Origin of the sequence: Johnsonella ignava ATCC 51276 (assembly GCF_000235445.1) — a bacterium.
In the GTDB taxonomy this organism is placed as follows: Bacteria; Bacillota; Clostridia; order Lachnospirales; family Lachnospiraceae; genus Johnsonella; species Johnsonella ignava.
Genome location: NZ_JH378830.1, coordinates 52,684 through 75,966, shown reverse-complemented (window position 1 = coordinate 75,966; position 23,283 = coordinate 52,684). Strand labels below are relative to the sequence as shown.

The 23,283-nt window shown below is 35.5% G+C and carries 18 protein-coding genes; all 18 read right to left on the bottom strand.

The features are described 5' to 3' along the window. Positions 1-22: 22 nt before the first annotated feature. The 18 genes from tyrS to HMPREF9333_RS02785 all read right to left on the bottom strand — a co-directional run bounded on the left by tyrS (position 23) and on the right by HMPREF9333_RS02785 (position 23,150). Positions 23-1,249 (bottom strand): tyrosine--tRNA ligase, encoded by a 1,227-nt coding sequence (gene tyrS / locus HMPREF9333_RS02870; RefSeq protein ID WP_005539684.1) that lies wholly within the window; start codon positions 1,247-1,249, stop codon positions 23-25. Between the two features lie 220 nt (positions 1,250-1,469). After that, positions 1,470-2,759, bottom strand: a complete 1,290-nt coding sequence (gene hflX, locus HMPREF9333_RS02865) for a GTPase HflX (RefSeq protein ID WP_005539683.1) — start codon at positions 2,757-2,759, stop codon at positions 1,470-1,472. 122 nt (positions 2,760-2,881) lie between these two features. Further along, complete coding sequence (locus tag HMPREF9333_RS02860) at positions 2,882-3,850, bottom strand: hypothetical protein (protein ID WP_156797260.1); 969 nt, start codon at positions 3,848-3,850, stop codon at positions 2,882-2,884. After that, the gene (locus tag HMPREF9333_RS02855; RefSeq protein ID WP_005539681.1) at positions 3,804-4,241 is read right to left on the bottom strand and encodes a dUTP diphosphatase; all 438 of its coding nucleotides are present in this window, start codon (positions 4,239-4,241) and stop codon (positions 3,804-3,806) included. Before HMPREF9333_RS02855 ends, HMPREF9333_RS02860 begins: the two co-directional genes overlap by 47 nt. Positions 4,242-4,299: 58 nt before the next feature. Further along, a complete protein-coding gene (gene scpB, locus HMPREF9333_RS02850) occupies positions 4,300-5,040 on the bottom strand; it encodes an SMC-Scp complex subunit ScpB (RefSeq protein WP_005539680.1) in 741 nt (246 codons plus the stop codon). Between the two features lie 148 nt (positions 5,041-5,188). Further along, positions 5,189-5,953, bottom strand: a complete 765-nt coding sequence (locus HMPREF9333_RS02845; RefSeq protein WP_005539679.1) for a segregation and condensation protein A — start codon at positions 5,951-5,953, stop codon at positions 5,189-5,191. 65 nt (positions 5,954-6,018) lie between these two features. After that, positions 6,019-6,927: a metallophosphoesterase gene (locus HMPREF9333_RS02840; protein ID WP_005539678.1), complete on the bottom strand. Its 909-nt coding sequence runs from the start codon at positions 6,925-6,927 to the stop codon at positions 6,019-6,021. Next, on the bottom strand, positions 6,912-8,222 hold the full coding sequence (locus HMPREF9333_RS02835; RefSeq protein WP_408611218.1) for a serine hydrolase: 1,311 nt from the start codon (positions 8,220-8,222) through the stop codon (positions 6,912-6,914). Before HMPREF9333_RS02835 ends, HMPREF9333_RS02840 begins: the two co-directional genes overlap by 16 nt. 179 nt (positions 8,223-8,401) lie before the next feature. Further along, positions 8,402-9,070, bottom strand: coding sequence for a hypothetical protein (locus HMPREF9333_RS02830; RefSeq protein WP_005539676.1), 669 nt, complete (start codon positions 9,068-9,070; stop codon positions 8,402-8,404). A gap of 177 nt (positions 9,071-9,247) precedes the next feature. Beyond that, on the bottom strand, positions 9,248-10,030 hold the full coding sequence (locus HMPREF9333_RS02825; protein WP_005539675.1) for a Cof-type HAD-IIB family hydrolase: 783 nt from the start codon (positions 10,028-10,030) through the stop codon (positions 9,248-9,250). Between the two features lie 43 nt (positions 10,031-10,073). Then, entirely contained in the window at positions 10,074-12,542 is a 2,469-nt protein-coding gene (locus HMPREF9333_RS02820; protein WP_005539674.1) for a glycogen/starch/alpha-glucan phosphorylase, read from the bottom strand. Positions 12,543-12,708: 166 nt separating this feature from the next. Next, the gene (ileS, locus tag HMPREF9333_RS02815; RefSeq protein WP_005539672.1) at positions 12,709-15,822 is read right to left on the bottom strand and encodes an isoleucine--tRNA ligase; all 3,114 of its coding nucleotides are present in this window, start codon (positions 15,820-15,822) and stop codon (positions 12,709-12,711) included. Between the two features lie 667 nt (positions 15,823-16,489). Next, positions 16,490-17,314 (bottom strand): class I SAM-dependent methyltransferase, encoded by an 825-nt coding sequence (locus HMPREF9333_RS02810; RefSeq protein ID WP_005539670.1) that lies wholly within the window; start codon positions 17,312-17,314, stop codon positions 16,490-16,492. Positions 17,315-17,378: 64 nt separating this feature from the next. Further along, positions 17,379-18,179, bottom strand: coding sequence for an indole-3-glycerol phosphate synthase TrpC (gene trpC / locus HMPREF9333_RS02805; RefSeq protein ID WP_005539668.1), 801 nt, complete (start codon positions 18,177-18,179; stop codon positions 17,379-17,381). Positions 18,180-18,429: 250 nt separating this feature from the next. After that, positions 18,430-19,407, bottom strand: a complete 978-nt coding sequence (aroF, locus tag HMPREF9333_RS02800) for a 3-deoxy-7-phosphoheptulonate synthase (protein ID WP_040882130.1) — start codon at positions 19,405-19,407, stop codon at positions 18,430-18,432. A gap of 132 nt (positions 19,408-19,539) precedes the next feature. Further along, entirely contained in the window at positions 19,540-20,649 is a 1,110-nt protein-coding gene (locus HMPREF9333_RS02795; protein ID WP_005539665.1) for a DUF4317 domain-containing protein, read from the bottom strand. Between the two features lie 31 nt (positions 20,650-20,680). Then, positions 20,681-21,328 (bottom strand): precorrin-8X methylmutase, encoded by a 648-nt coding sequence (locus tag HMPREF9333_RS02790; RefSeq protein ID WP_005539662.1) that lies wholly within the window; start codon positions 21,326-21,328, stop codon positions 20,681-20,683. A gap of 175 nt (positions 21,329-21,503) precedes the next feature. Further along, positions 21,504-23,150, bottom strand: coding sequence for a cobyric acid synthase (locus HMPREF9333_RS02785; protein WP_005539661.1), 1,647 nt, complete (start codon positions 23,148-23,150; stop codon positions 21,504-21,506). Positions 23,151-23,283 lie beyond the last annotated feature (133 nt).

Genomic DNA, 23,283 nt, shown 5'->3' with positions numbered 1-23,283 from the left:
GTTTGCAAATAAAAGTCTATAATTATTTAACACATATCCTTATGAAATTCTTCTTACCCCTTTTAAAAATCTTCCCGTCAGGCTTAAAATCATCCTTTGAATATGTAACTTTTATATCATCTATATTTTTAGAGTCGGTGCTTACTCCGCCCTGTTCAACATTGCGCCTTGCATCTGAACGGCTTGATGAAAGACCTGATTTTACAAGTATACTCAATATGTCAATTTTGCCATCTTCAAAATCTTCATCCTTTAATTCAAATGTAGGAACATTTTCCATTGAACCTCCACCTGAAAAAAGTGCATGCCCTGCATCCATAGCTTTTTGTGCTTCTTTTTCACCATGCACCAACTTTGTAAGCTCAAATGCAAGTATCTGCTTTGCATCATTTAATTTTGAGCCTTCCCAGCTATCCATCTCATCTATCTGCTCAATAGGAAGGAATGTAAGCATACGTATACATTTTAATACATCCGCATCAGCCACATTTCTCCAATATTGATAAAAATCATATGGTGAAGTCTTTTCAGGATCAAGCCATACAGCTCCTCCTACAGTTTTTCCCATTTTCTTTCCTTCGGAGTTAAGAAGAAGTGTTATAGTCATAACATGTGCATCTTTTCCGAGCTTACGTCTTATAAGCTCAGTACCTCCAAGCATATTTGACCACTGGTCATCTCCTCCAAACTGCATATTGCAGCCATAATTCTGGTAAAGCATATAAAAATCATAGCTCTGAAGTATCATATAATTAAATTCAAGAAACGAAAGCCCCTTTTCAAGACGCTGTTTATAACACTCGGCACGCAGCATATTATTTACTGAAAAGTGAGGACCGACTTCCCTTATAAATTCCATGTAATTAAGGTCTCTGAGCCAATCAGCATTATTAACCATAATTGCCTTGCCCTCACTAAAATCTATAAAACGACTCATCTGCTTTTTAAAACATTCACAGTTGTAATCTATAGTTTCCACAGTCATAACCTGTCTAAGATCGGAACGTCCTGAGGGATCTCCAACCATACCGGTTCCGCCGCCTACAAGTGCTATCGGTTTATTTCCTGCCATTTGGAGTCTTTTCATAAGACATAATGCCATAAAATGACCCACGTGAAGACTATCTGCCGTAGGATCAAAGCCTATATAAAATGTCGCCTTCCCTTCATTTACCATATTTCTGATTTCTTCTTCATTTGAAGTTTGTGCTACAAGTCCTCTTGCCTTTAATTCATCATAACATTTCATACTTCTTACCGGGACCCCCGGACCTCCTCTTTTTTTTATCTAGCTTGTAAAAGTATATCAAATTGTTTTTTTTACGTCAAGACAGGTCATTATTAGTATTAAAAGGATATCGTTCCGGTTAAAATTACATGCCGTCTTTATCTGAAACACAAAAAATATATAAATTTGATTTAATACTTTATATATAAATCCATGCTTTTATATTATATGCATAGATTTACTACCTGTTTATAGTTTTTGAAATAATCCTTTCATATATCCTTGCATCAATCCATGCCTTTATATGTATACCGTCTTTTAGAAATTCCTCAAAAACCATCTCACCTTTACTATGTATTTCATTTATAATACCTGCATCCTTATATGCAAAAACTCTGTCTATATAGACCCTTCTTCCACGTACTATTTTTTCAATAAGATCCTTAAGTTCATCTATGCCGTAGCCGGTCTTTGCCGATATCTTTATACTGTAATCAGAGTGAAAATCACGTGGAAGAGTAAATTCCGTGCCGGCGATATCAATCTTATTATATACGGTAATTATATCCTTGTCTGATATATCAAATGATTTAAGTGCCTCATATACAACAAGCATATGTTCATCTGCCGCCGGATTTGAGGCATCTACAAGATGTATTATAATATCTGCATAAGCAGCCTCTTCAAAAGTTGATCTAAAAGCTTCTATAAGATTATGCGGAAGTTTTCTTATAAAACCTACAGTGTCTGTAACAAGGATCTCCTGCCCTGATTTTAATTTCACTCTTCTTGTTGAAGGATCGAGTGTGGCAAACAGCTTATTTTCAACAAATACATCAGAATCGGCAAGTGCATTTAAAAGTGTCGATTTTCCTGCATTTGTATATCCCCATATCGCCGCTGTAACTATATTTTTCCTTGTTTTTCTTGTAATCTCACGATGTTTTTTTATTTCCTGAAGCTGTGCTTTAAGAATTCCTATACGATTATGTATAATTCTTTTGTCAATGTCTATCTTTTTTTCTCCGGGACCTCTTGTCCCTATGCCGCCCCCAAGTCTTGAAAGCGATGCACGCATTCCTGCAAGCCTCGCAGAAAGATATTTAAGCTGCGCAAGCTCAACTTGAATCTTACCTTCTGAGGTTGATGCTCTTTGAGCAAATATATCAAGTATAAGCAAGGTTCTGTCCATTACCTTTATTTCAAGCTCATTTTCAAGATTTTTAAGCTGTGCGGGAGAAAGTTCATCATCACATATAACCCCCGTGGCATCAAGTTCAAATATAGCCAGTTTCAGCTCATCAAGTTTGCCTTTACCTATATAGGTTGCAGGATTTATCCTGTCCAGATTTTGCACTAATTTGCCGACAGTTACGGCACCTGCAGTGTCTGCAAGCTGTTCAAGCTCATCAAGGCTATCCTCAGTACTTGCCAAATCTCCTAAAGATACTCCTACAAGTATAACCCTTTCCTGAATATCCGAAGTTTCAATTAATTTATTCTCTTTTAATTTATTATATCTGTTTTCCATATATTTTATAATATTATCCTGCTGAACATGCCCTTATACTCTACAAAACCTGTCTGATTTCACTTTATTCCTTATAAAAACTCTTGTATAACATATAATAGTCTCTTAGAATCTTATAAAAGCTAATTTTCTTTTTTCCCTTTAATCCTGGATTTTATAAAACTTATTTCATGAAGTGCTATCTCTTCTCCTCCATATGTTTTAACATAATCCTCGAACAACTCAAGAGCTTTTTCAAAATGCATACCTGCTTCATATGCAACTGCAAGATTAAATTTTAACGCCTTAATTGTTTTATCATCACCACCTATACTCAATCCTTTTTCATAAAAATTAACAGCATTTGCATAATCATTTTTCATATAGTAAAGTCTTCCTATCTGATTACAGAATTTTGCATTAAGTCTTGCATCATCTAATGCCATTGTGCTGTAATATGCAAGTGCCTGGGTTGCCCCCTCATCTGTTCTGGAAAGTGATGTTGTAAGCTCACATAAAGCCTCAACATGTATGTTATATACACCTGATGAAGTACCAAATGTTGCAGTTACCACAGTATTTGATGAGGTTAAATCTCCTTTGCCGGCATTTTTTTGACCGGCAGCATTTAGTTTGGCTTCAGAAGCATCATATATGTTCTTTGCAAGTACAATATCCTCATCAGCTCTGCATATACATATAACTCTCATATCCATATAATCTGTATTATTTGGATATGCTTCGCTAAGCAGAGCATAAACCCCGCCCGATGCCGAATAATTTCCTGAAAGATATAGTGCTTCCGCCTTATATTCAAGTATATCTGCCCTTGAGGCATCAATTTTACTTCCCTTTCTTATATTAAATGCTTCGTCAAATTTAACTGCCGCATTTGCATAATCCTTAGCATTAAACATAGCCATCGCTTCCCGCTTTGCATTTTTTTCAGCCTTTAGTTCTGAAAAACATCCACTAAGCATAGATGATGAAATTATAATTAACGATACCACAATTAAATTTATTTTATTTATCCTAAACATTTCAGACCATACCTCCACATATAAATCAAGCTTTACCGGTACTGCCAAAACCGCCCCTGTCGCTGTCTTCAAGTTTTGATACCTCATCAAACACAACGGTCGGCTGATGTTCCATAATCCTGAATTGGCAGATTCTGTCATTTATCCTTATATTTGTATCCCTTATTGCATATACAGGCATATACCACTGGTCATTGTTTCCGCAATAGCTTTCATCAATTACTCCCATTGAATTTGTCTGTATGATACCGAAATTCTTAAATGTAGAGCTTCTTGGAACCACATGTGCTTCATATCCATGAGGCAGCTTAATTGCAACTCCCAGCGGTATAAGGGCATAATCGCCGGCTTTAAGCTCTATGTCCTTCGCAGCACGCAAATCTATCCAATCACTCTTTTTCTCTATATATCTAAGCTTTTCAATTTTATCACTGAAATACTTGATTTTTATTTTTAATTCCATTGTAAATATCCACAAAACCTTTCATCACATATTAATCCTATACTTATCACTGTCGGCATCAGGAGATATCATTTCCATCAGACTCATTAAAAATACCATTTTCACCGGTTATATTATCTTCAGTATCTTCAAGATTTTCAAAACCGAATTTGAAACCTACCTCTTCCTCAACCTCATGTAATATCTGTGCCTCTCTGTCAGTATCAAGCTGTGGAAGATTTTTTGCCGAATCAACTGCAAATCGTCTTAGAAATTCTTCAGTTGTTGCAAAAAGGATTGGTTTTCCCGGCAGATCAAGCCTTCCGGCTTCATTGACAAGACCATATTCTATAAGCTTGTTTACGGCATAGTCTGAAGCCACTCCCCTTATATTTTCTATTTCCGCCTTTGTAACAGGCTGTTTATAGGCTATTATAGATAATGTTTCAAGTATTGAGTCAGTAAGCACCTGTCGCTTAGGCACCTTTGCAACTCTTATAAGCTCATTATAATATTCAGGTTTAGTACACATCTGATAAGAACCGTCAAGCTCTATTATCTGCATCGCACTTGCGTCTGTAGCATATCTTTCCATAAGACTTTTTACAGCGGCAAGAGCTTCCTCCTTTGTACTTTCAAGAGCTGCGGCAAGCTGCTTTAAGTCAACAGACCTGCCCATAGTAAACAGCACCGCCTCAACCACCCTTTCATCACGTATTTTATCACGTATATTTTCTTTTAGATCTCCTTGCCCGGCAAAAAACCTGCTATCTGAATTTTCATCAGGCATATTCACTGCATCAGAAGTATTTACAGTCATATAAAGCTCCATTTCAAAACTATTTTGTAAGTTGCCCATCTGCTAAAACCGATGGACTTCCTGTTTTAAAGATCTATTAATCTGCTATCTACACAGGCATTAATCCTGACAGCACCCGCTATATTTCTTTGCTGTTTTAAATTTTCGATTAATTATCCTTATCTTCAATAAATTCTATCTCCATATCATCAAATAGAGCATTTTGACTAAGCCTTATCTTGCCTATTTTCATAAGTTCAAGCAAAGCTAAAAAAGTAACTACAATATCAAGTTTTCCGGCCTTTTTTTCAAAAATCCCTCTAAATGAAAATTTCCTTTTTGCACTTGCATACTGCATAAGCGAATTTATACGTTCTTCAAGACTTATAGACTCCTTTTTTATCGTCCCAAAGCTGCTCCTGCGCCTATCCAGCCTGTACTCACTTCTTTTTATTATCTCCTCAAATATACTCTTAAGCCTATGAAGCTCTACCCCTTCAAGCAGTTCATCTAAAACTACAGGTTTTTCATAACCTGCAACTTCCTCCGGCAACAGACATTCTTTAAACAAAATATGATTTGTTTCAAACTCCATACCTGCAAGCTCCTGTGCCATAAGCTTAAATCTTTTATACTCAAGAAGTTTTTCAACTAGCTCCTTTCTGGGGTCCTCCTCTATACCGTTTTCATCATCTTTCTGTACAGGCAAAAGCATCCTTGATTTTATATCAAGAAGCGTGGCAGCCATCACCAGAAAGTCTGACATTATATCAAGATCCTTTTCCTGCATAGCTGATACATACTCCATATACTGCTCTGCTATCTGTGCAACCGGTATATCATAAATATTAATCTTATCTTTTTCTATAAGATGGAGGAGCAGATCAAGCGGCCCCTCAAATTTTTCAAGCTTATATGAAAATCCCTTAGGCATCTGGTCTCCAATATATAATCCTATTTTATAAAATATATACAGTAATTTTTATAATCCCATATATTTTACATCTGTACAATATCAATTACAACTATTTCAGGCTTATTATTTAATCTTATTTTTATGCTGTGTGTTCCAAGTCCGGCAGATATTATCATTTTTTTCCCCTTTATATCCTTCATGCCTGCCACATTTCTGCTGAAAAAATGATATTGCGGTGTCATAAGTCCTATATTCTTAAAAAGCTTTATTGTACCGCCGTGGAAATGTCCTGAAAGTGCGAGGTCAGCTCCCCAGTCAGCGTATGCAGCATGATACATCGGTGAATGTGCAAGCAGTATGTTAAATTTTAATTTGCTGCATTTTCCAATCTTTTTTTCTATATAAATATCGTTCATACTGTATTTATTGGTATAGTACTTCATATCAATATCAAGCCCCGCAATACTAAAACATCCGCAATCTTCCTGCTTGTCTTCAAGATAGTGCACACCTGCCCTTTTAAGAGCATTTTTTAAAAAAAGATATTTGTTGCCATATATTTTTTTATCTTTAAGTCGCAGTTCATGATTCCCGTTAGAGTAAAATACAGGATATTTTTCCGATAAAGAAAGGCAAAGTTTTAATGTTGTGTCTATATCGGGTCCCTTAAAGCTCCCTGTATACCTGATTTTTTTTCCTTTTTTTACAACAGGCATATCACCGCCTATCAACAATATATCAGGCGAAAGAGAATCAATCGCAGTTATAAGTCTTTCATTATCTATGCCGAATTTCTTATTATGAAGATCACTTAAAAATATAAGACGTTTTTTTGAGTTTATTTTTTCCCCAATCTTTTTTTTTGTTCTTATTTTATAAAAACTGACTTTAAGGCATGATTTTTCATACTCGGACCTTAATAATAAGGCAGAGACTAAAAAAATCCCTGCCAAGATAATTTTCTTTAAATATAAAATCAATGTTTTACCCATACTCCGCTGCTGTCTACATAGTAACCGTCAGGAGTTTTAGTATCCTTAAGCATCTTTCCGTCAGAACCAAGATAGTACCATGCTCCTTTATATTCAAGCCATGAAGAATACTTTACAGCCCCGGAGTCCATCATATAATACCAGTCCCCCGGTGCATACTGCTGCCAGCCTGTAAGCATATATCCGCCTGCGTCAAAATAATATTTTTCTCCATTAATAGTGTATATACCCGAAGCATACCAGCTTTTTTCACCGGTCATATAATACCATCCTCTATCATCCCTTTGCCAGCCTGTTTTATAAGGCATATTTTCATAAACACTTTCTTTCGAAGCATTTCCTGAATCAGGGGGATCAACAGGTGTACGGCTCTGAACTGCATTTGAAAGTTCAGGTGGTTGATTTGTATTTTCAATAGGATTTTTTACTGATTTTGAAGATGTTTTTTTTGAAAAACCGTAATCAAGCAGTTTTTTCGTATCTTCATAATGTGTTGACGAACTTTTTAATATAACCACTATAAGCCTTTTTCCGTCTCTTTGTGCACCCGTTACAAGTGTATGTCCGGCTTTTTTGGTATAGCCGGTCTTTCCGCCTATAATACCTTCATAGTACCTGGAATCGGATTTACGCATCATTTTATGACCTACTGTAATTACTTTGCTGCCGCAATTTTTAACTGCCGGAAAAGTATAGGATTCAGTCTGATTTATTTTTCTAAAGGAGGCATTATTAAAGCACGCCTGTGCAATAATTGCCATATCCCTGGCAGTTGTATAATGTGAATTGTTATTTAAACCGCTTGGATTTACAAAGTTTGTATTTGTACAGCCAAGCTCCTTCGCTTTTGAATTCATCATTGAAGCAAATCCGCCGGTTGAACCTCCTGTATGCTCTGCAAGACCATTTGCAACCTCATTTGCCGATTTTAAAAGCAATCCGTAAAGACAGTCTCTTACGCTTATCTTATCACCTGCACTAACCTTTAAATTTACCGCTCCGCTTTCAAGATTTGTTGTTGCCGATTTTGAAAATACCACAGTATCATCAAGCCCTGAATTTTCAATTACGACAAGAGCAGTCATCATCTTTGTTATAGATGCGGGATAATATCTTTTTGAAGCATTTTTTTCATATAAAATCTCACCGCTGTCAGCATCCATAAGCACTGCTCCTTCAGAGGCTATATCAGGAACTTCACCTTGTGCATATACAAAACCGTCTCCCATCCACATACATGTATTTAAAATAAGTAAAAGTACTAAAAAAAATATCGTTAATTTATCTGATTTTATTCTCATAAATACAATCGGTATGCTAAAATCTCCGCTCTTAAAATAAATGCGGTGTGAAACACACCATCTCCTAATTTTGATTTTTATTTAGCAGTTAAGCCTTATAAACATGCAAAAAAGATATACAGCAGTAATTATACATCATGTATATCTTTTTATGCATTTATGATTTTATTTCTTTATGGTGCGTTTTCAACGGGAGTAGCCTCGGCATCAAGTGAAAATACACCTGCAGGCGAATTTGCATCTATTGTACCGTCATCATTTAATGCTATAATAAATGAATATCCTTCACTTGCAAATTCAATAGTCTTTTGTCCTTTTTTACCTACACTGACTTCGCTGTCATCAAGATTTTCACCATCAATAACTTCCTGATTTTCACCACTTACAGCTTCCTTCAGGAAATCTTCCTTTTTCATTTTTTCCTTGACACCCCACATATCTCCAGCCGTTGCAAAAGCTGCCCAACAGGTATTTGCAGCCTTCATATCTGTTTCAGGAAAAAGATGTAACTTTCTGTCAGGATTTTTATATTCAAGTATAATTGAAATATCCGTCTTGCTTTCATTTGCCGGATTTCCAAGTGCATTTATAATAGCTTCCTTATCATCACCTATATTATTTATTATGTCATAATTAAGATCAACCTTTTTATCAGCCTTTTTTGCAGCTGATGAAGCTGCACCGGCTGAGGTTTGCCCTGATGGTGCGGATTCTGCACCTGAGCCGCTCTGACTCTGGTTCTGACCGGACTCCTCATTTTTTTTACTTGAACAGGCTGTTGCTAAAGCTACTCCAATCACAAATACAGAAACATATAGTGCTATTTTCTTATTAAGCTTCATAATTATCCTCCTTGATTTTAATTTATTGCGGCATATAATTTTATATAAATTTTATAAAATGCTACAATAAATATCTTGCTTAGATGAAACAATAATTAAATCATTATTTCCTTAGATACTTTAGCATATTTTCAAAATAAAAACTATAAATAATACCTTATTTTTTAATTAAAATAATTAAATAAGCCCCAATTTTACACATGCATTATATACTCCGTCCTTGCCTACATCATCAGTTACAAAATCAGCTGCATTTTTAAGCTCCTCTATAGCATTGCCCATAGCAACTCCAGTACCCGCTTCACTTACTATCTCAAGATCATTATATGAATCACCGAAAGCCACTGTATCGGCTATATCTATCCCGTAGTAGCTGCACAGTCTTTTAAGTCCCTCTGCCTTACTGTTTCCCTTTTCTATTATATCGGCACCATGTACAGCGGCAAAAGCCGGGCATCTTAATTCATTAAAATTTTTTTCAATATCATAAGCCCCTGATATCTCGCCTACATAAGCCAAGGTGCCTATATCCATATCAAAAAGCTTTTCAGGATTTTTAAAATTTCTAAATGAAGCCCCCCAATATTTTCTATCATATTCATCAATTATATTTTGATTAAAATAATAATCATCATCACCTATTGTAACACCTATCGCATAGCCTTTTTTAAGGCAGAACTGTGCAAGTCTCCTTAAAAGAGATTTATCAAAATAATGCCTGTATATTATCTTCTCTCCCACAGTAATCTTAGTACCGTTAAGTTCTATCATAGCATCAGGATCTATAATATCTGCAAGAGGCTTCCCATGGTGATTCGCCATATCTCTTCCCGTAGCTATTGCAACTATATTGCCCGCCTTTTTTAAAAGCTCTACTGCTTTGAGTGCGGACTTAGGTATATTATAATCCGCATGATCAAGCAAAGTCATGTCAACATCAAAACTTATTAATTTTTTCATATATTTACATTTCTTTATAGATTATATTTATATATTATTTATACTATTTGCTGTTTTTTGGCATTTTCACTTCCACTTTCTTAAGATGCCATATATCTCTAACATATTCTTCAATAGTCCTGTCTGAAGAAAACTTACCGCATGAAGCAGTCTGTAAAAGTGCCATTCTAGCCCATGCCTTTTTATTTTGGTAAGCTTTATCTATCCTCTCATGTGCCTGTGCATATGAATTAAAATCCTTAAGTATAAAGTATATATCAGCTCTTCCACCTTCATCAGGGTAAAGAAGTGAATCATATATCTCCTTAAACATACCCGGATTTTCAGCTGAAAAATACCCGTTTGTAAGCTGCATAAGCACCTTTCTTATCTCAGAATCTTTATTAAATATCTCAAGCGGATCATAGCCTCCATCTTTTTCATACTTAATCACTTCATCAGACGAAAGACCAAATATAAACGCATTATCTTTTCCCACTTCCTCAACTATCTCAACATTGGCACCGTCCATAGTACCTAAGGTAATTGCTCCATTGAGCATAAATTTCATATTTCCTGTGCCTGAAGCCTCCTTGCTGGCGGTAGATATCTGTTCGCTTACATCTGCAGCTGCAAATATAATCTCAGCGTTTGAAACCTTATAATCTTCTATAAACACAACTTTTATCTTCCCGTTTATACTGCTGTCATTATTTATAACATCTGCCACTGAATTTATAAGTTTAATTGTAAGTTTCGCTCTTCTGTAACCCGCTGCCGCCTTTGCCCCGAATATAAACGTTCTCGGATACATATCAAATCCGTCATCATCTTTAAGTTTATTATAAAGATACATAACATGCAGTATATTAAGAAGCTGTCTTTTATATTCATGAAGTCTCTTAACCTGTATATCAAATATTGAATCAGGATCAACTTCTATGTTGTTATGTTCTTTTATATAGGCGGCAAGTCTCACTTTATTGCGGTGTTTGATGTCCATAAATTCCATTGCAGCTTTTTCATCATCAAGATAATCCTTAAGCTTTGATATGGCAGAAAGATTGCATATCCAGTCGCTGCCTATCTTTTTGCTGACCCAGTCGGCAAGCAGCTCATTTGCATGAAGCAGAAAACGTCTTTGCGTTATACCATTTGTTTTATTATTAAATTTTTCAGGCATCATAAGGTAAAAATCTTTTAATTCCTGTTTTTTCAGTATCTCGGTATGCAGCCTCGCAACTCCGTTTACTGAAAAGCTTCCTACTATCGCCATATAAGCCATTCTAACCTGGTTGTTGTAAAGAATTGCCATATCGGCAACCTTTTCTTCATTACCCGGATAAGCTTTTTTTATACTTTCAACAAATCTTCGATTAATTTCTTCAACTATTTGATAAATCCTGGGCAAAAGTCTTGAAAATAAATCAATAGGCCATTTTTCAAGTGCTTCTGACATTATAGTATGATTTGTATAGGCACAGGTTTTTGTTGTAACTGCCCATGCATCATCCCAATTAAGCCCTTCTTCATCAAGAAGTATGCGCATAAGCTCAGGCACTGCAACTGTAGGATGTGTATCATTCATCTGGAATACAACTTTCTCATGCAGCTTTTTTATATCATTATGTTTTTCCTTATATCTGGCTATAGCTCTCTGTATGCTCGCAGATATAAAGAAATACTGCTGTTTAAGTCTTAATTCCTTGCCTGCATAATGATTATCATTTGGATAAAGAACCTCAACTATAGTTCTTGCAAGGTTTTCCTGCTCAACTGCCATCTGATACTCACCCCTGTCGAAATGCTCAAGACTGAAATTTGTTATAGCTTCGGCATCCCATATTCTTAATGAATTTACCACATTATTTTTATATCCCAGTATAGGAAGGTCATAAGGCACCGCCCTGACTGAATTATAGTTTTCATGAATAAATACATCCTTACCGTCTTTCTTTTCAACCCTTACATTGCCGCCAAATTTCACTTCATAAGCATACTCCGGTCTTTTCATCTCAAACGGATATGGATTTTTAAGCCATTCATCAGGTACTTCAACCTGATAGCCCTTTTCTATCTTCTGTTTGAACATACCATAACGATACCTTATACCGCAGCCATATGCCGGATACCCCAGTGTTGCAAGTGAATCAAGAAAGCAGGCTGCAAGCCTTCCAAGTCCTCCGTTTCCAAGTGCCGGATCGGGTTCCTTATCCTCCACTGCATTTAAATCAAAGCCCAGTTCTGAAAGTGCTTCCCTTACTTCCTTAATCGCACCTATATTAATTATATTATTACCGAGGGTTCTTCCTATAAGAAATTCCATCGACATATAATAAAGTACCTTTACATCCTGCTTTTCATATTCATCATGTGTAGCTATCCACTCATCTATGATTATATCCTTCACTGCATATGACACTGCCTGAAACACCTGGTCAACAGTTGCTTCATCTATAGTTTTTCTGTAAAGGGTTTTTATGTTGCTTTCTATCGCAGCCTTAAACTCACTCTTGCTTAAGCGTTTATTCATTATTAAATCTTCCTCCTGATTAAATATTCCTCCAAAAAAATTATCCCGCATAGCACAAAGGTTTCACGGAACTTATTACAAAACTCACCATATGATTTTAACATAATAATTCCGTCCACATACCTGTACCAGGCGGGATTTAAAATTTCAGTTTATAACTGCCGATTTAATTAACCTTTGAAACACTAAGTATAACATGTTCTGTATTTAAATTCCACTCTTTTGTGAAACCCTCTGTTTTTCCGGTATTTATCTCATCGGCAAGCACCTCAGATTTTATTGTCTCAATATTATTATTTATAATTTCAGCAATCCTGTCATTTCCCGATTGCCCGAGAACTATGTGATCGGTAACTTCAAATCCAGCCTCTTTTCTCATGGTCTGAACCTTACTTATAAGTTCTCTTATAAAGCCCTCATTTATAAGCTCAGGCGTAAGCTTTACATCAATCACTACACTTACCCTGGGATTGCTTTCAACCACAAACTCAGAATCCTTTAAAACTTCAATTAAAAGATCCTCTTTTGAAAGTTCAACCTCGTTTCCATCCACTTCAAATCTAAGCGAACCTTCTTTTTCAAGCTCTTTAAGAGCAGTACGGCTGTCAAGCTCTGAAAGTACCTGTTTTATACCTCCAAGTAATTTGCCATATTTAGGTCCCACAGTCTTTAACTGCGGCTTAAACTCATATGAAACGAATTCCTCAACATCATCCCTAAATTCCACTGATTTAACATTCAGCTCTTCTTCAACTATCTGCACATAAAAACTGCTTAATGTATTTTCCGCTTTTACATACATTTTAGCGATCGGCTGGCGATTTTTTATATTAGCTGCATTTCTTGCCGCACGACCTGCTGCAACTATATCCAGAACCTCATCCATACATGCCTCAAGCTCCTTATCTATATAGGACTCGTCAGCCTTAGGATAATCACATAAATGTATGCTCTCAGGTGCCGCCTTATTAACACTTCTTACCATATTTTGATATATAGACTCAGTGATAAACGGTATCATAGGTGCAGAAAGCCTGCATACTTCCTCAAGTGCGGTATAAAGTGTCATATAGGCACTTATCTTATCCTGCTCCATACCCTTTGCCCAGAATCTTTCACGGCAGCGGCGCACATACCAGTTGCTTAAATTCTCAACAAACTCCTGCAAAGCTCTTGCCGATTCGGTTATTTTGTAATTTTCCAGAGCCGAGTCAACTTCAAGCACAAGAGAATTGAGTTTTGAAAGCAGCCATTTGTCCATAACACTTAATTTATCTTGTTCAAGCTTGTATTTTGTAGGATCAAATTTATCTATATCAGCGTAAAGTATGTAAAAAGCATATGTATTCCAGAGGGTTCCCATAAATTTTCTTTGACCCTCGGTAACCGCCTTACCATGGAATCTATTTGGAAGCCAGGGCGCCGAATTTACATAGAAATACCACCTTATCGCATCTGCACCGTATTCTCTAAGCGCCTCCATAGGATCAACAACATTGCCCTTGGATTTACTCATCTTCTGTCCGTTCTCATCCTGTACATGGCCAAGCACTATAACATTCTTATATGAAGATTTATTAAATAAAAGTGTTGACACCGCAAGAAGTGAATAAAACCAGCCTCTCGTTTGGTCAACGGCTTCCGATATGAAATCTGCCGGGAACTGATCCTCAAATAACTCCTTGTTTTCAAACGGATAATGGTGCTGAGCAAAAGGCATAGCTCCTGAATCAAACCAACAGTCTATAACCTCGGGTGTCCTTACCATCTGTTTTGAACATTTGGGACATTTTATAGTTACTTTGTCTATAAAAGGTCTGTGAAGCTCTATATTGTCAGGGCAGTTATCTGACATGGATTTAAGCTCATCAATGCTTCCTATACTATGCATATGACCACATTCACATACCCATATATTAAGTGGTGTACCCCAGTAGCGGTTCCTTGATATAGCCCAGTCCTGTATATTTTCAAGCCAGTCGCCAAAACGCCCTTTTCCTATGCTTTCAGGTATCCAATTTATAGTCTTGTTATTTCTTATAAGATCATCTTTTACAGCAGTCATTTTTATGTACCATGATTCTCTCGCATAATACAAAAGCGGAGTATTACATCTCCAGCAGTGTGGATAACTGTGTGTAAATTCAGGTGCTGAAAAAAGTTTTCCACTCTTATCAAGATCATCAAGTATAAGAGGATCCGCATCTTTTACAAATACGCCTGCCCATTTCGTATTTTCAGTCATCTCTCCCTTTGAATCTACAAGCTGTACAAAAGGCAGATTGTATTTAAGTCCTACCCTTGAGTCATCCTCACCGAATGATGGTGCAGTATGTACAATTCCGGTACCATCCGTTAGTGTTACATAAGTATCACAAACTATGTAATATGCCTTTTTATCTGGCTCAACAAAATCAAAAAGCGGTTCGTATTCACGATATTCAAGATCTTTTCCAGTATATGTTTCAATTATCTCATAATCACCTTCAAACATCTGGCTGCATAAAGCTTCTGCCATTATATAGGTATAGCCTGCATACTTAACCTTTACATACTTTTCATTCGGGTTTACACAAAGTGCAACATTGCTTGGAAGAGTCCATGGAGTTGTTGTCCATGCAAGATAATATGCTTCATCGTCTTTTGCTTTAAATCTTACAACTGCAGAACGTTCTTTCAGTTCTTTATATCCGAGTGCAACCTCATGACTTGAAAGGGGAGTACCGCATCTTGGGCAATAAGGAACTATTTTAAAACCTTTATACAGCAGCCCCTTTTCCCAGATCTGCTTTAATGCCCAAAATTCAGATTCTATATAATCATTGTGATAGGTTACATAAGGATCTTCCATATCAGCCCAAAAGCCTACTGTATCTGAGAATTCTTCCCACATCCCCTTATACTCCCATACACTTTCCTTACATTTTGCTATAAACGGTTCAAGACCATAAGCTTCTATCTGATCTTTTCCATCTATATTAAGTGCCTTTTCAACCTCAAGTTCAACCGGAAGCCCATGTGTGTCCCAGCCTGCCTTTCTAGGCACATTGTTTCCTTTCATAGTTCTATATCTCGGGATCATGTCCTTTATAACCCTTGTAAGAACATGTCCTATATGCGGCTTTCCGTTAGCAGTAGGCGGTCCGTCATAAAACATATATGTAGGTGAATCTTTTCTAAGTTCAAGGCTCTTTTTAAAATAATCTCCTTCTTTCCAAAACTTCTCAATCTCTTTTTCTCTATCGACAAAAATCAGATCGGTTGAAACTTTTTTGTACATAATACCTTTTATTCCTTTCTTTTCTCTTTTATTACTTTACCGGTCCTGTTTAGTATAAAATCGGCTGTCGATATTTTTATAAATAAAAAAATCCCACCCTGCGAACAGGATGAGAATCTCATTTTTAACCACCTTTCACAGCATACCGGCATATGCCCTCCCTGTAACGTGGGAAAACGTCCTTACTTACTTGCTTAAATACATGGGCTGCACACCTACACATAGGCGGCAACCTGGCGGACACAGCATCTACCATATATAAGCAGGATACTGCGCAGACTTTAAATATTTTACTTCTTAAAAATGTAAATTAAGAATATTAATATAATTAAGCATATTCAGCAGGAAACTCAGGAGTGATCTTCATATATACCATCCACACCGGGCTTACACCATCCCCGACTCGCTAAGGCTTCCTAGTATAACTACTCTCTCCGTCAAAGTCTTTTTCAGATGGCATTATATACAATCAAAAAAAATCTGTCAAGTAGGCACTTGATGGCTACTACTGCACTATTTAAAACTTTCTATAAGTACAGTTTATAAAACATACAAAATCTCATTAGAGTTTTGTAAATATATATATATTTATATCTATTTACGACTTATTAGATTTATTTCTTAATATTAATTTATTTATTAATTTATTTATTAATTTGTTCATTTCTTACATTTGTTTTTTAGCCTTTATCTCAAAAAGGGGAGTTGAAGCAAAATTAATTTTTTTATCCTCGCTCCATAGTTTTTTCCATATATCCGTATCTGCATAACAGTCTATAAAGCCGATTTTTTTTAGAATTTTTAAATCCCATTCAGGACGATGAATACGGCTTAATACAATATTCCTTGCTATATCTTCACATTCATCAAAATTATCGCCTATCCACTTATCTTTAAGGCTATGTTGCCTGACATTTTTTCTGTCAATTTCATAGGCAAGTCTCTGATTTTTATCATACAAATAAGAGTACCAGTTTGCATCATAGTTAAGAAGAATACCGCCTTTTTTAAGAATACGGTACCACTCCTTATAAGCTTTAACAGGATCTTGTAAATTCCATGTCAGATTCCTTGTGAAAATTACATCAAAACTTTCTAAAGAAAAGCCTGTATCATGAGCATCGGCTTTAAACAACTTTACAGCATTGTCTGGAAGACCTTCATTCTTTATGTTTAAACTAGCCTCGGCAAGCATACTTTCGCTAAAGTCCACGGCACTTACATTAAAGCCTTCCAGTGCAGCTATAATTGCCATAAAACCGGGTCCTGTACCTATATCAAGCACCTTTATATCCTTTGGTGCTATATCTTTAAAGTTATTTATGACATGTCTTTTTAAAGTATTTAACCATGCAGCTCTGGTACTGCCTACAAGTTCCTCTTTATTTATATCCGTATAGGTCTTAGCACGTTTTTCCCAATAATTACGGCTTCTTTGTGTAATTGATATATCTGTTTTGTTAATTTCCTTTGTGTTGTTTAAAAATTCCATTTATTTAGCCTTAATATTTTTATTGTGATAAGTCTGTCATATTATTAAAAAACTCTCTTTATTATCATACAATAGTTCTAAGTCCTTTTATAAATGATATTCTATCCCATGCCGTCATAACCGCTTCTCCTACTGTTACAGCGGCAGCACCTGCTACCCGGGCTGTTTTTATATCCATCACATTGGAAAATCCCGATTCAGCTATAAATACACAGCTCTTTGGCATTAAAGCACCTAAAACACCGGTTTTTTCCATATCAAGACTGAAATCATTTAAATTCCTGTTATTTACTGCGATTATATCCGCACCTGAAAGTACAGCTTTTTTAAGTTCAGACTCATCATGTACCTCAACAACTGCAGAAATACCAAGTTTTCTGCATATATTAAGATACCTTTCTATCTCTTTTTGAGCTGTAATCGCAACAATTATCAATACAGCATCCGCACCTATAACCTTTGATTCATATATCTGAAATTCATCAACAATAAAATCCTTTCGCAGCATAGGCAGATTGATTATCTTTCTTATCTGCCTGAATGCCTCAATACTCCCCAGATAATATCCCGGTTCTGTAATGACGGAAACCGCATCTGCTCCTGCTGTTTCATACTCTTTTGCTATATTTATATAATCAAATACAGGATCTATAATCCCCTTTAACGGTGAAGCTTTCTTCAGCTCACATATCAATTTTATCTGTGCAGTATTATTTCTCTCAGTTAATAACTTCTTAAATTCGTATTGTCCTGTCGGAAGGCTTAAAGCATGATTTTTCATCATTTCCGGTGAAAAAGCCTTTTTAGCCTCATACATCCTTTTTAGTGCAAGCTTTGTAATTGTATCAAGAATATTTGAATTCATTATTGTGCAGCTCCTTTTGTTTTCATAATCACCTTAATCAACTGATTACGGTCAAGTATTTAACAGCCTTGCAGGCTCCTCAAATACTTCATTCTCTATATTGAGAATGTGTTTTTTAATGTTTGATGTTTCGGAGTTTTTATACCTGACTGCCGCTTTTCATCTCATCAGACTTTATAATTTTATCTTAAAATACTCCAGTTGTACAGTAGGATTCTTTTGCTACATTCCAATGTTTTTTTTATATTTTTTAAACGTCCGGAAAATATCTGTTTACTATTTCCTTGAGCAGTTCAGGAGTTATAGACTGACTGCCATCACTCCATGCACAATCAGGATTTATATGGGTTTCTATCATTATTCCGTCCGCACCTGCCGCTACTGCCGCTATTGAAACAGGTTTTATAAGGCTCCTTTTCCCACTTGCATGACTTGGATCTGCTAAAACAGGAAGATGTGTAAGCTGCTTTAAAAGCGGTATTGCTGAAATATCCATGCTGTTTCTTGTAAAATCCTCATAAGTCCTTATACCTCGCTCACATAAAATCACATTTTCATTGCCTTCAAGCATTATATACTCCGCACTTAATAAAAACTCATTTATAGTTGCACAAAAACCTCTTTTAAGAAGTACAGGCTTTTTAATTTTTCCAAGTTCTTTAAGCAGCGGATAATTATACATATTTCTTGTACCCACCTGAAATATATCGACCTTATCAAACATATACTCAAGCTCTCTTATATCCATAATTTCAGTTGCAACAGGCATATCAAGTGATTTTCCGACATTATATAACATATCAATGCCTTTTCTTCCAAAACCCTGAAAATCGTAGGGAGAAGTGCGGGGCTTGTATGCACCTGCTCTTAGTATATGCACTCCATACCGTTTTATCTTTGAAGCGGTAGCCATAAGTATCTCCTCTGATTCCACAGAACATGGTCCTGAAATAAACACAGGCTTATGCATACCTATCTTTATACTTCCTACTTCAATTACCGTCTTATCCTTATATCTTTTGGATACAAGGTAGCCATTTTCAAGCGGCATATCGTCAGATTTTAAAAATGCCGGTTCCTCTACTTCAATCTTTGATGCTGCAAAGGCATCAAAGATACTGATTATATGATTGTTACCGACTTTATATGACATATGCCCGATTGTATTTTTTTTAAGATAAAGCATACACTTGTTATAATCATTAGTGCTGCTGAAAAAATAAAGCATACTTTTCCTCCTCTGATATGCTGATACCATAAGCCTGAATTTAAATGCAACTGTTTTATTTATTAAAGCCCTGATATACCTTAGCGGTATAACGGCAGTAAATTTAAACTTTACCGCCAGGTGCCTGCGACACTATCCTTTTACCGGTATGCCGTTTACTTCAATGCAGTCATCCACCTCAATTACAAGACATTTCTTGCCGTTTATATCCATTGTTTTAAGCCTGTACATATCAGAATTTTCAACCTTTATACTTATACCTGAGGTTTTTACATCAAGCCTTCCACTGTCAATTATATTTTCCGCAGGCACACTTATATCGGTATTTTCAGAATCTCTGTACATTGATATAGCCTCATCAGCCGCACCGCTTTTTGACATTACATTCAACATATCATTCTTTTCAAGTATAAGAGGATTCGGATCTGCGGCATTTGCCTCTATAAGCTCGCCTATCTCCTCATGTATGCGACTTATTATTTCATAATTACAGTCATTACCTATTGCTTTTACAAGTTCCTGCTGTATTATTTCTTTTTGTTCTTTTGCATTAAACGGAGCCTCAACACCAAGTATATTCTCAAGAAATTTTTTATTTATCTCTGCAGGATTTTTTGAAAAATAGAGTGCCTCATGTATATCAGTCGTTCTGTCATTAAATACCGGAAACAAAAAACCGTTTACAGGGGCCTCTATTTTCCAGTCTCCTGCACGATTTTCAATATGTTGCCTGATTGAATTATATACCAGTGCGGATTTTGAAAGCCTTACAGGACATATCGAACATAACAGGGCATGATAGATCTCATCGGAAGCATCATCAAGCAGCATCTTATCCTTTGTTTTTACAGGTATATCATACATTATATTTATTAAAATAATATAATAATTCTCATCACAGACAAAATTTTCTATGACTTGATTATAAAAACTTTTAAGAAGTTCTTCATCCTCAAGAGCACTGTCTCTTAATTTCATAAGAAAATCATGTGCCCCGCCCTGTGCTTGTGCCGAAATAGGAAAACCTATATTTAAAAGCCCTTTACCTACCGTTCCGCTTAATGTCTTTTTAAATATCTCCTCATACTTAAAGGCATCATCTTCGGTAAGTATATAAAATGATTCATTTGATGTCATTTTTATATTTTTTTCAGCATCAACATAACATGAAGCTATCCTTGTTATAACATTTGTATCTTTATTAAATAATTTTTTAATCTCTGAAATTTCAGTCTTAATCATAATTAAATTTTTACCCTTATCTTTTTTCTCTTTATATATTTTCCTCTTTTAGCTGGTACATAATTGAATTAACTATACATGCGGCTATATTGCTGCCGCCTTTTCTTCCGGCAGATACTATACACTTACAGTTGTCTGAAAGTATAAGCTCTTTCGACTCAACTACATTTACAAAACCTACAGGTACTCCTATTATTAAATCAGGTATAAAACTGCCGTCTTTTATCATCTCATGAAGTTTTATAAGTGCGGTAGGTGCATTACCGACAGCTATAATTACAGGTTTTTTACTTTTTTCATAAAGTGAGGCGGCTCTCTCAATACATATTGCAGAACGTGTTATTCCTCTTTCTGCCGCCTCTTTTGCCACATCCTCATCAGCAATAAAACTTCTCACCTCGGAATTAAGCTCGCCAAGAACTCTTTTATTTATACCGGCAGCCGCCATAGCGGTATCACATACTACAACAGCACCTCTTTTAAATATTTCAAATGCATTACCCACAACATCTTTTGAAAATATCATATTATACTGGTAATCAAAATCAGCAGAGGTATGTATACATCTTTTTACAATTTTTAATTCCCGTTTTGAATAAAAAGCAATTCTTTTTTTATCCATACCCTCTTCAATAAGTCTCATACTTTCCTTTTCTATCATTTCAGGTTTTACAAACATAATTCCCCCAAAACAGTATGTTCTAAACTGTTCTTATCCATCTTGTATACCTCCTGTGATTTTATTTTCGTTTAGCTGACAAAACTGCAATTATTATACAACAGCAGGTTTTTATTTATTTTTAATAAACTGCTGTGCTCCGGTTTTATGTACTAATCTAACGGCTTTTACACAGCTACATGCTTTTTTTTAATATCTTATACACCATATTCATATCAACATTTGACCTTATAAGCTCTGCAAGTTTATCAATTTGATTATCTCTGTATACCGACGTATCTTTTATCTTCCCTGCAAAATCAATTTTATTTTTTGATGCCATATTTAAAACCTTTTGAGTAAATACTTCATTTTCAAAAAGACCGTGTATATAACTTCCCCATATACTGCCATCCTCATTTGACAAAGAAACAAGTCTGCATGAATTTTTATCCTCTTTTATAAATTCAATTCCGAAGCCTTTTTTTATACTTGTACCCATATGTATCTCATACCCTTTTATTGAAGGATCTTCATTTGACTTATATTTAAAAACATTTCTATCTGTATATGATTTTTCGACATCAACTTTATATGCAGGATTTTTACAACCTGTATCCACAAAACCGTTAAAATCAACCCTTGTTTTTATTGTTTCAAATATTGTATCTAAATCAAGCATTCCTAATCCATGCATCAGTCCTCCATGTTCTGTAAAATTACTGTCATCAATCAGATCGCCAAGCATCTGAAAGCCTCCGCATATACCTATTATCATAGTTCCTGAGTCTGCTGCAGATTTTATTTTATTCTCAAAATTATTAGCTTTAAGCCATGCAAGGTCATACATTGTATTTTTAGTTCCGGGAAGTATTATTATATCCGGCATTTTAGTATTTTCAAATATTTCTACATTTTCTATATATCTTACATTTACATTTTCTATCCTCTCAAATACATTAAAATCATTAAAGTTTGATATATGTGGAAACTTTATTATATAAATTTCAACACAGGCTTCTGTCTGTTTATTAAATCCACTTTTATGTACAGTTTTTAAATCATGTAAATATTCATAACTATATAAATTTTTATGGACTCCTACCGCCTTTTTATATTCAAGCCTTTCAGACAGACTGTCCTCATCTTCAATATCTATGCTTTTGTAAGGAATAATACCTATAACTTTTTTTCCGATTTTATCCTCTATCATTTTGATGCCGGGCATAAGTATATCAGGATCTCCTCTGAATTTATTAATTACAATCCCCTTTATCCTTTCTCTTGCTTCCTTATCAAGAAGCATTACAGTACCGTAAATCGAGGCAAATACACCACCCCTGTCTATATCGGCAACAAGTATCACTGGTGCATCCACAAGACCGGCAAGCCCCATATTAACTATATCATCTTCCTGCAGGTTTATCTCCGCAGGAGAACCTGCTCCTTCAATTACAACCGCATCATAATTATCATAAAGTTTTTTATAAGCACTTAGTACATCCGGTATAAATTTCTTTTTATTCCTATAATATTCTGCAGCATTCATATTGCCATATACAATCCCATTCACTATCACCTGACTTCCTACATCCGAGTTCGGTTTTAAAAGTATCGGATTCATACATGAAAGAGGCGGGATTTTACAGGCTATTGCCTGTAATGTCTGTGCTGTTCCTATCTCAAGCCCCTCATTTGTTATAAATGAGTTATTTGACATATTCTGTGATTTAAATGGTGCAGTCCTTATGCCGTCCTGTGTAAATATACGACACAATCCGGCAGCAACAAAGCTTTTACCTGAATTTGACATAGTACCCTGTATCATTATACAGTCTGCCATAATATTATATTTTTACTCCTTTATATTTTAAAATAGTTAATATTAAAATATTTTAATAAGTCTTTAAAGTAGGCTGCAAGTTCTTAAAAACTATTTTTTAGAGCTTATAATTTAGTTCAAATCAAATTATATA

Coding starts and splice junctions, on each gene's coding strand:
- HMPREF9333_RS02790 (WP_005539662.1), bottom strand. CDS start 21,328: ATGTTTGTAAAACCTGAAATGATAGAAAAGGAAAGTATGAGACTTATT.
- tyrS (WP_005539684.1), bottom strand. CDS start 1,249: ATGAAATGTTATGATGAATTAAAGGCAAGAGGACTTGTAGCACAAACT.
- HMPREF9333_RS02845 (WP_005539679.1), bottom strand. CDS start 5,953: ATGCCTAAGGGATTTTCATATAAGCTTGAAAAATTTGAGGGGCCGCTT.
- HMPREF9333_RS02785 (WP_005539661.1), bottom strand. CDS start 23,150: ATGGCAGACTGTATAATGATACAGGGTACTATGTCAAATTCAGGTAAA.
- HMPREF9333_RS02795 (WP_005539665.1), bottom strand. CDS start 20,649: ATGATTAAGACTGAAATTTCAGAGATTAAAAAATTATTTAATAAAGAT.
- aroF (WP_040882130.1), bottom strand. CDS start 19,407: ATGCTTTATTTTTTCAGCAGCACTAATGATTATAACAAGTGTATGCTT.
- HMPREF9333_RS02830 (WP_005539676.1), bottom strand. CDS start 9,070: ATGAAGCTTAATAAGAAAATAGCACTATATGTTTCTGTATTTGTGATT.
- HMPREF9333_RS02825 (WP_005539675.1), bottom strand. CDS start 10,030: ATGAAAAAATTAATAAGTTTTGATGTTGACATGACTTTGCTTGATCAT.
- HMPREF9333_RS02855 (WP_005539681.1), bottom strand. CDS start 4,241: ATGGAATTAAAAATAAAAATCAAGTATTTCAGTGATAAAATTGAAAAG.
- HMPREF9333_RS02820 (WP_005539674.1), bottom strand. CDS start 12,542: ATGAATAAACGCTTAAGCAAGAGTGAGTTTAAGGCTGCGATAGAAAGC.
- trpC (WP_005539668.1), bottom strand. CDS start 18,179: ATGAATTCAAATATTCTTGATACAATTACAAAGCTTGCACTAAAAAGG.
- ileS (WP_005539672.1), bottom strand. CDS start 15,822: ATGTACAAAAAAGTTTCAACCGATCTGATTTTTGTCGATAGAGAAAAA.
- HMPREF9333_RS02840 (WP_005539678.1), bottom strand. CDS start 6,927: ATGGGTAAAACATTGATTTTATATTTAAAGAAAATTATCTTGGCAGGG.
- scpB (WP_005539680.1), bottom strand. CDS start 5,040: ATGACTGTAAATACTTCTGATGCAGTGAATATGCCTGATGAAAATTCA.
- hflX (WP_005539683.1), bottom strand. CDS start 2,759: ATGGAAAACAGATATAATAAATTAAAAGAGAATAAATTAATTGAAACT.
- HMPREF9333_RS02810 (WP_005539670.1), bottom strand. CDS start 17,314: ATGGAATTTTTAAACAACACAAAGGAAATTAACAAAACAGATATATCA.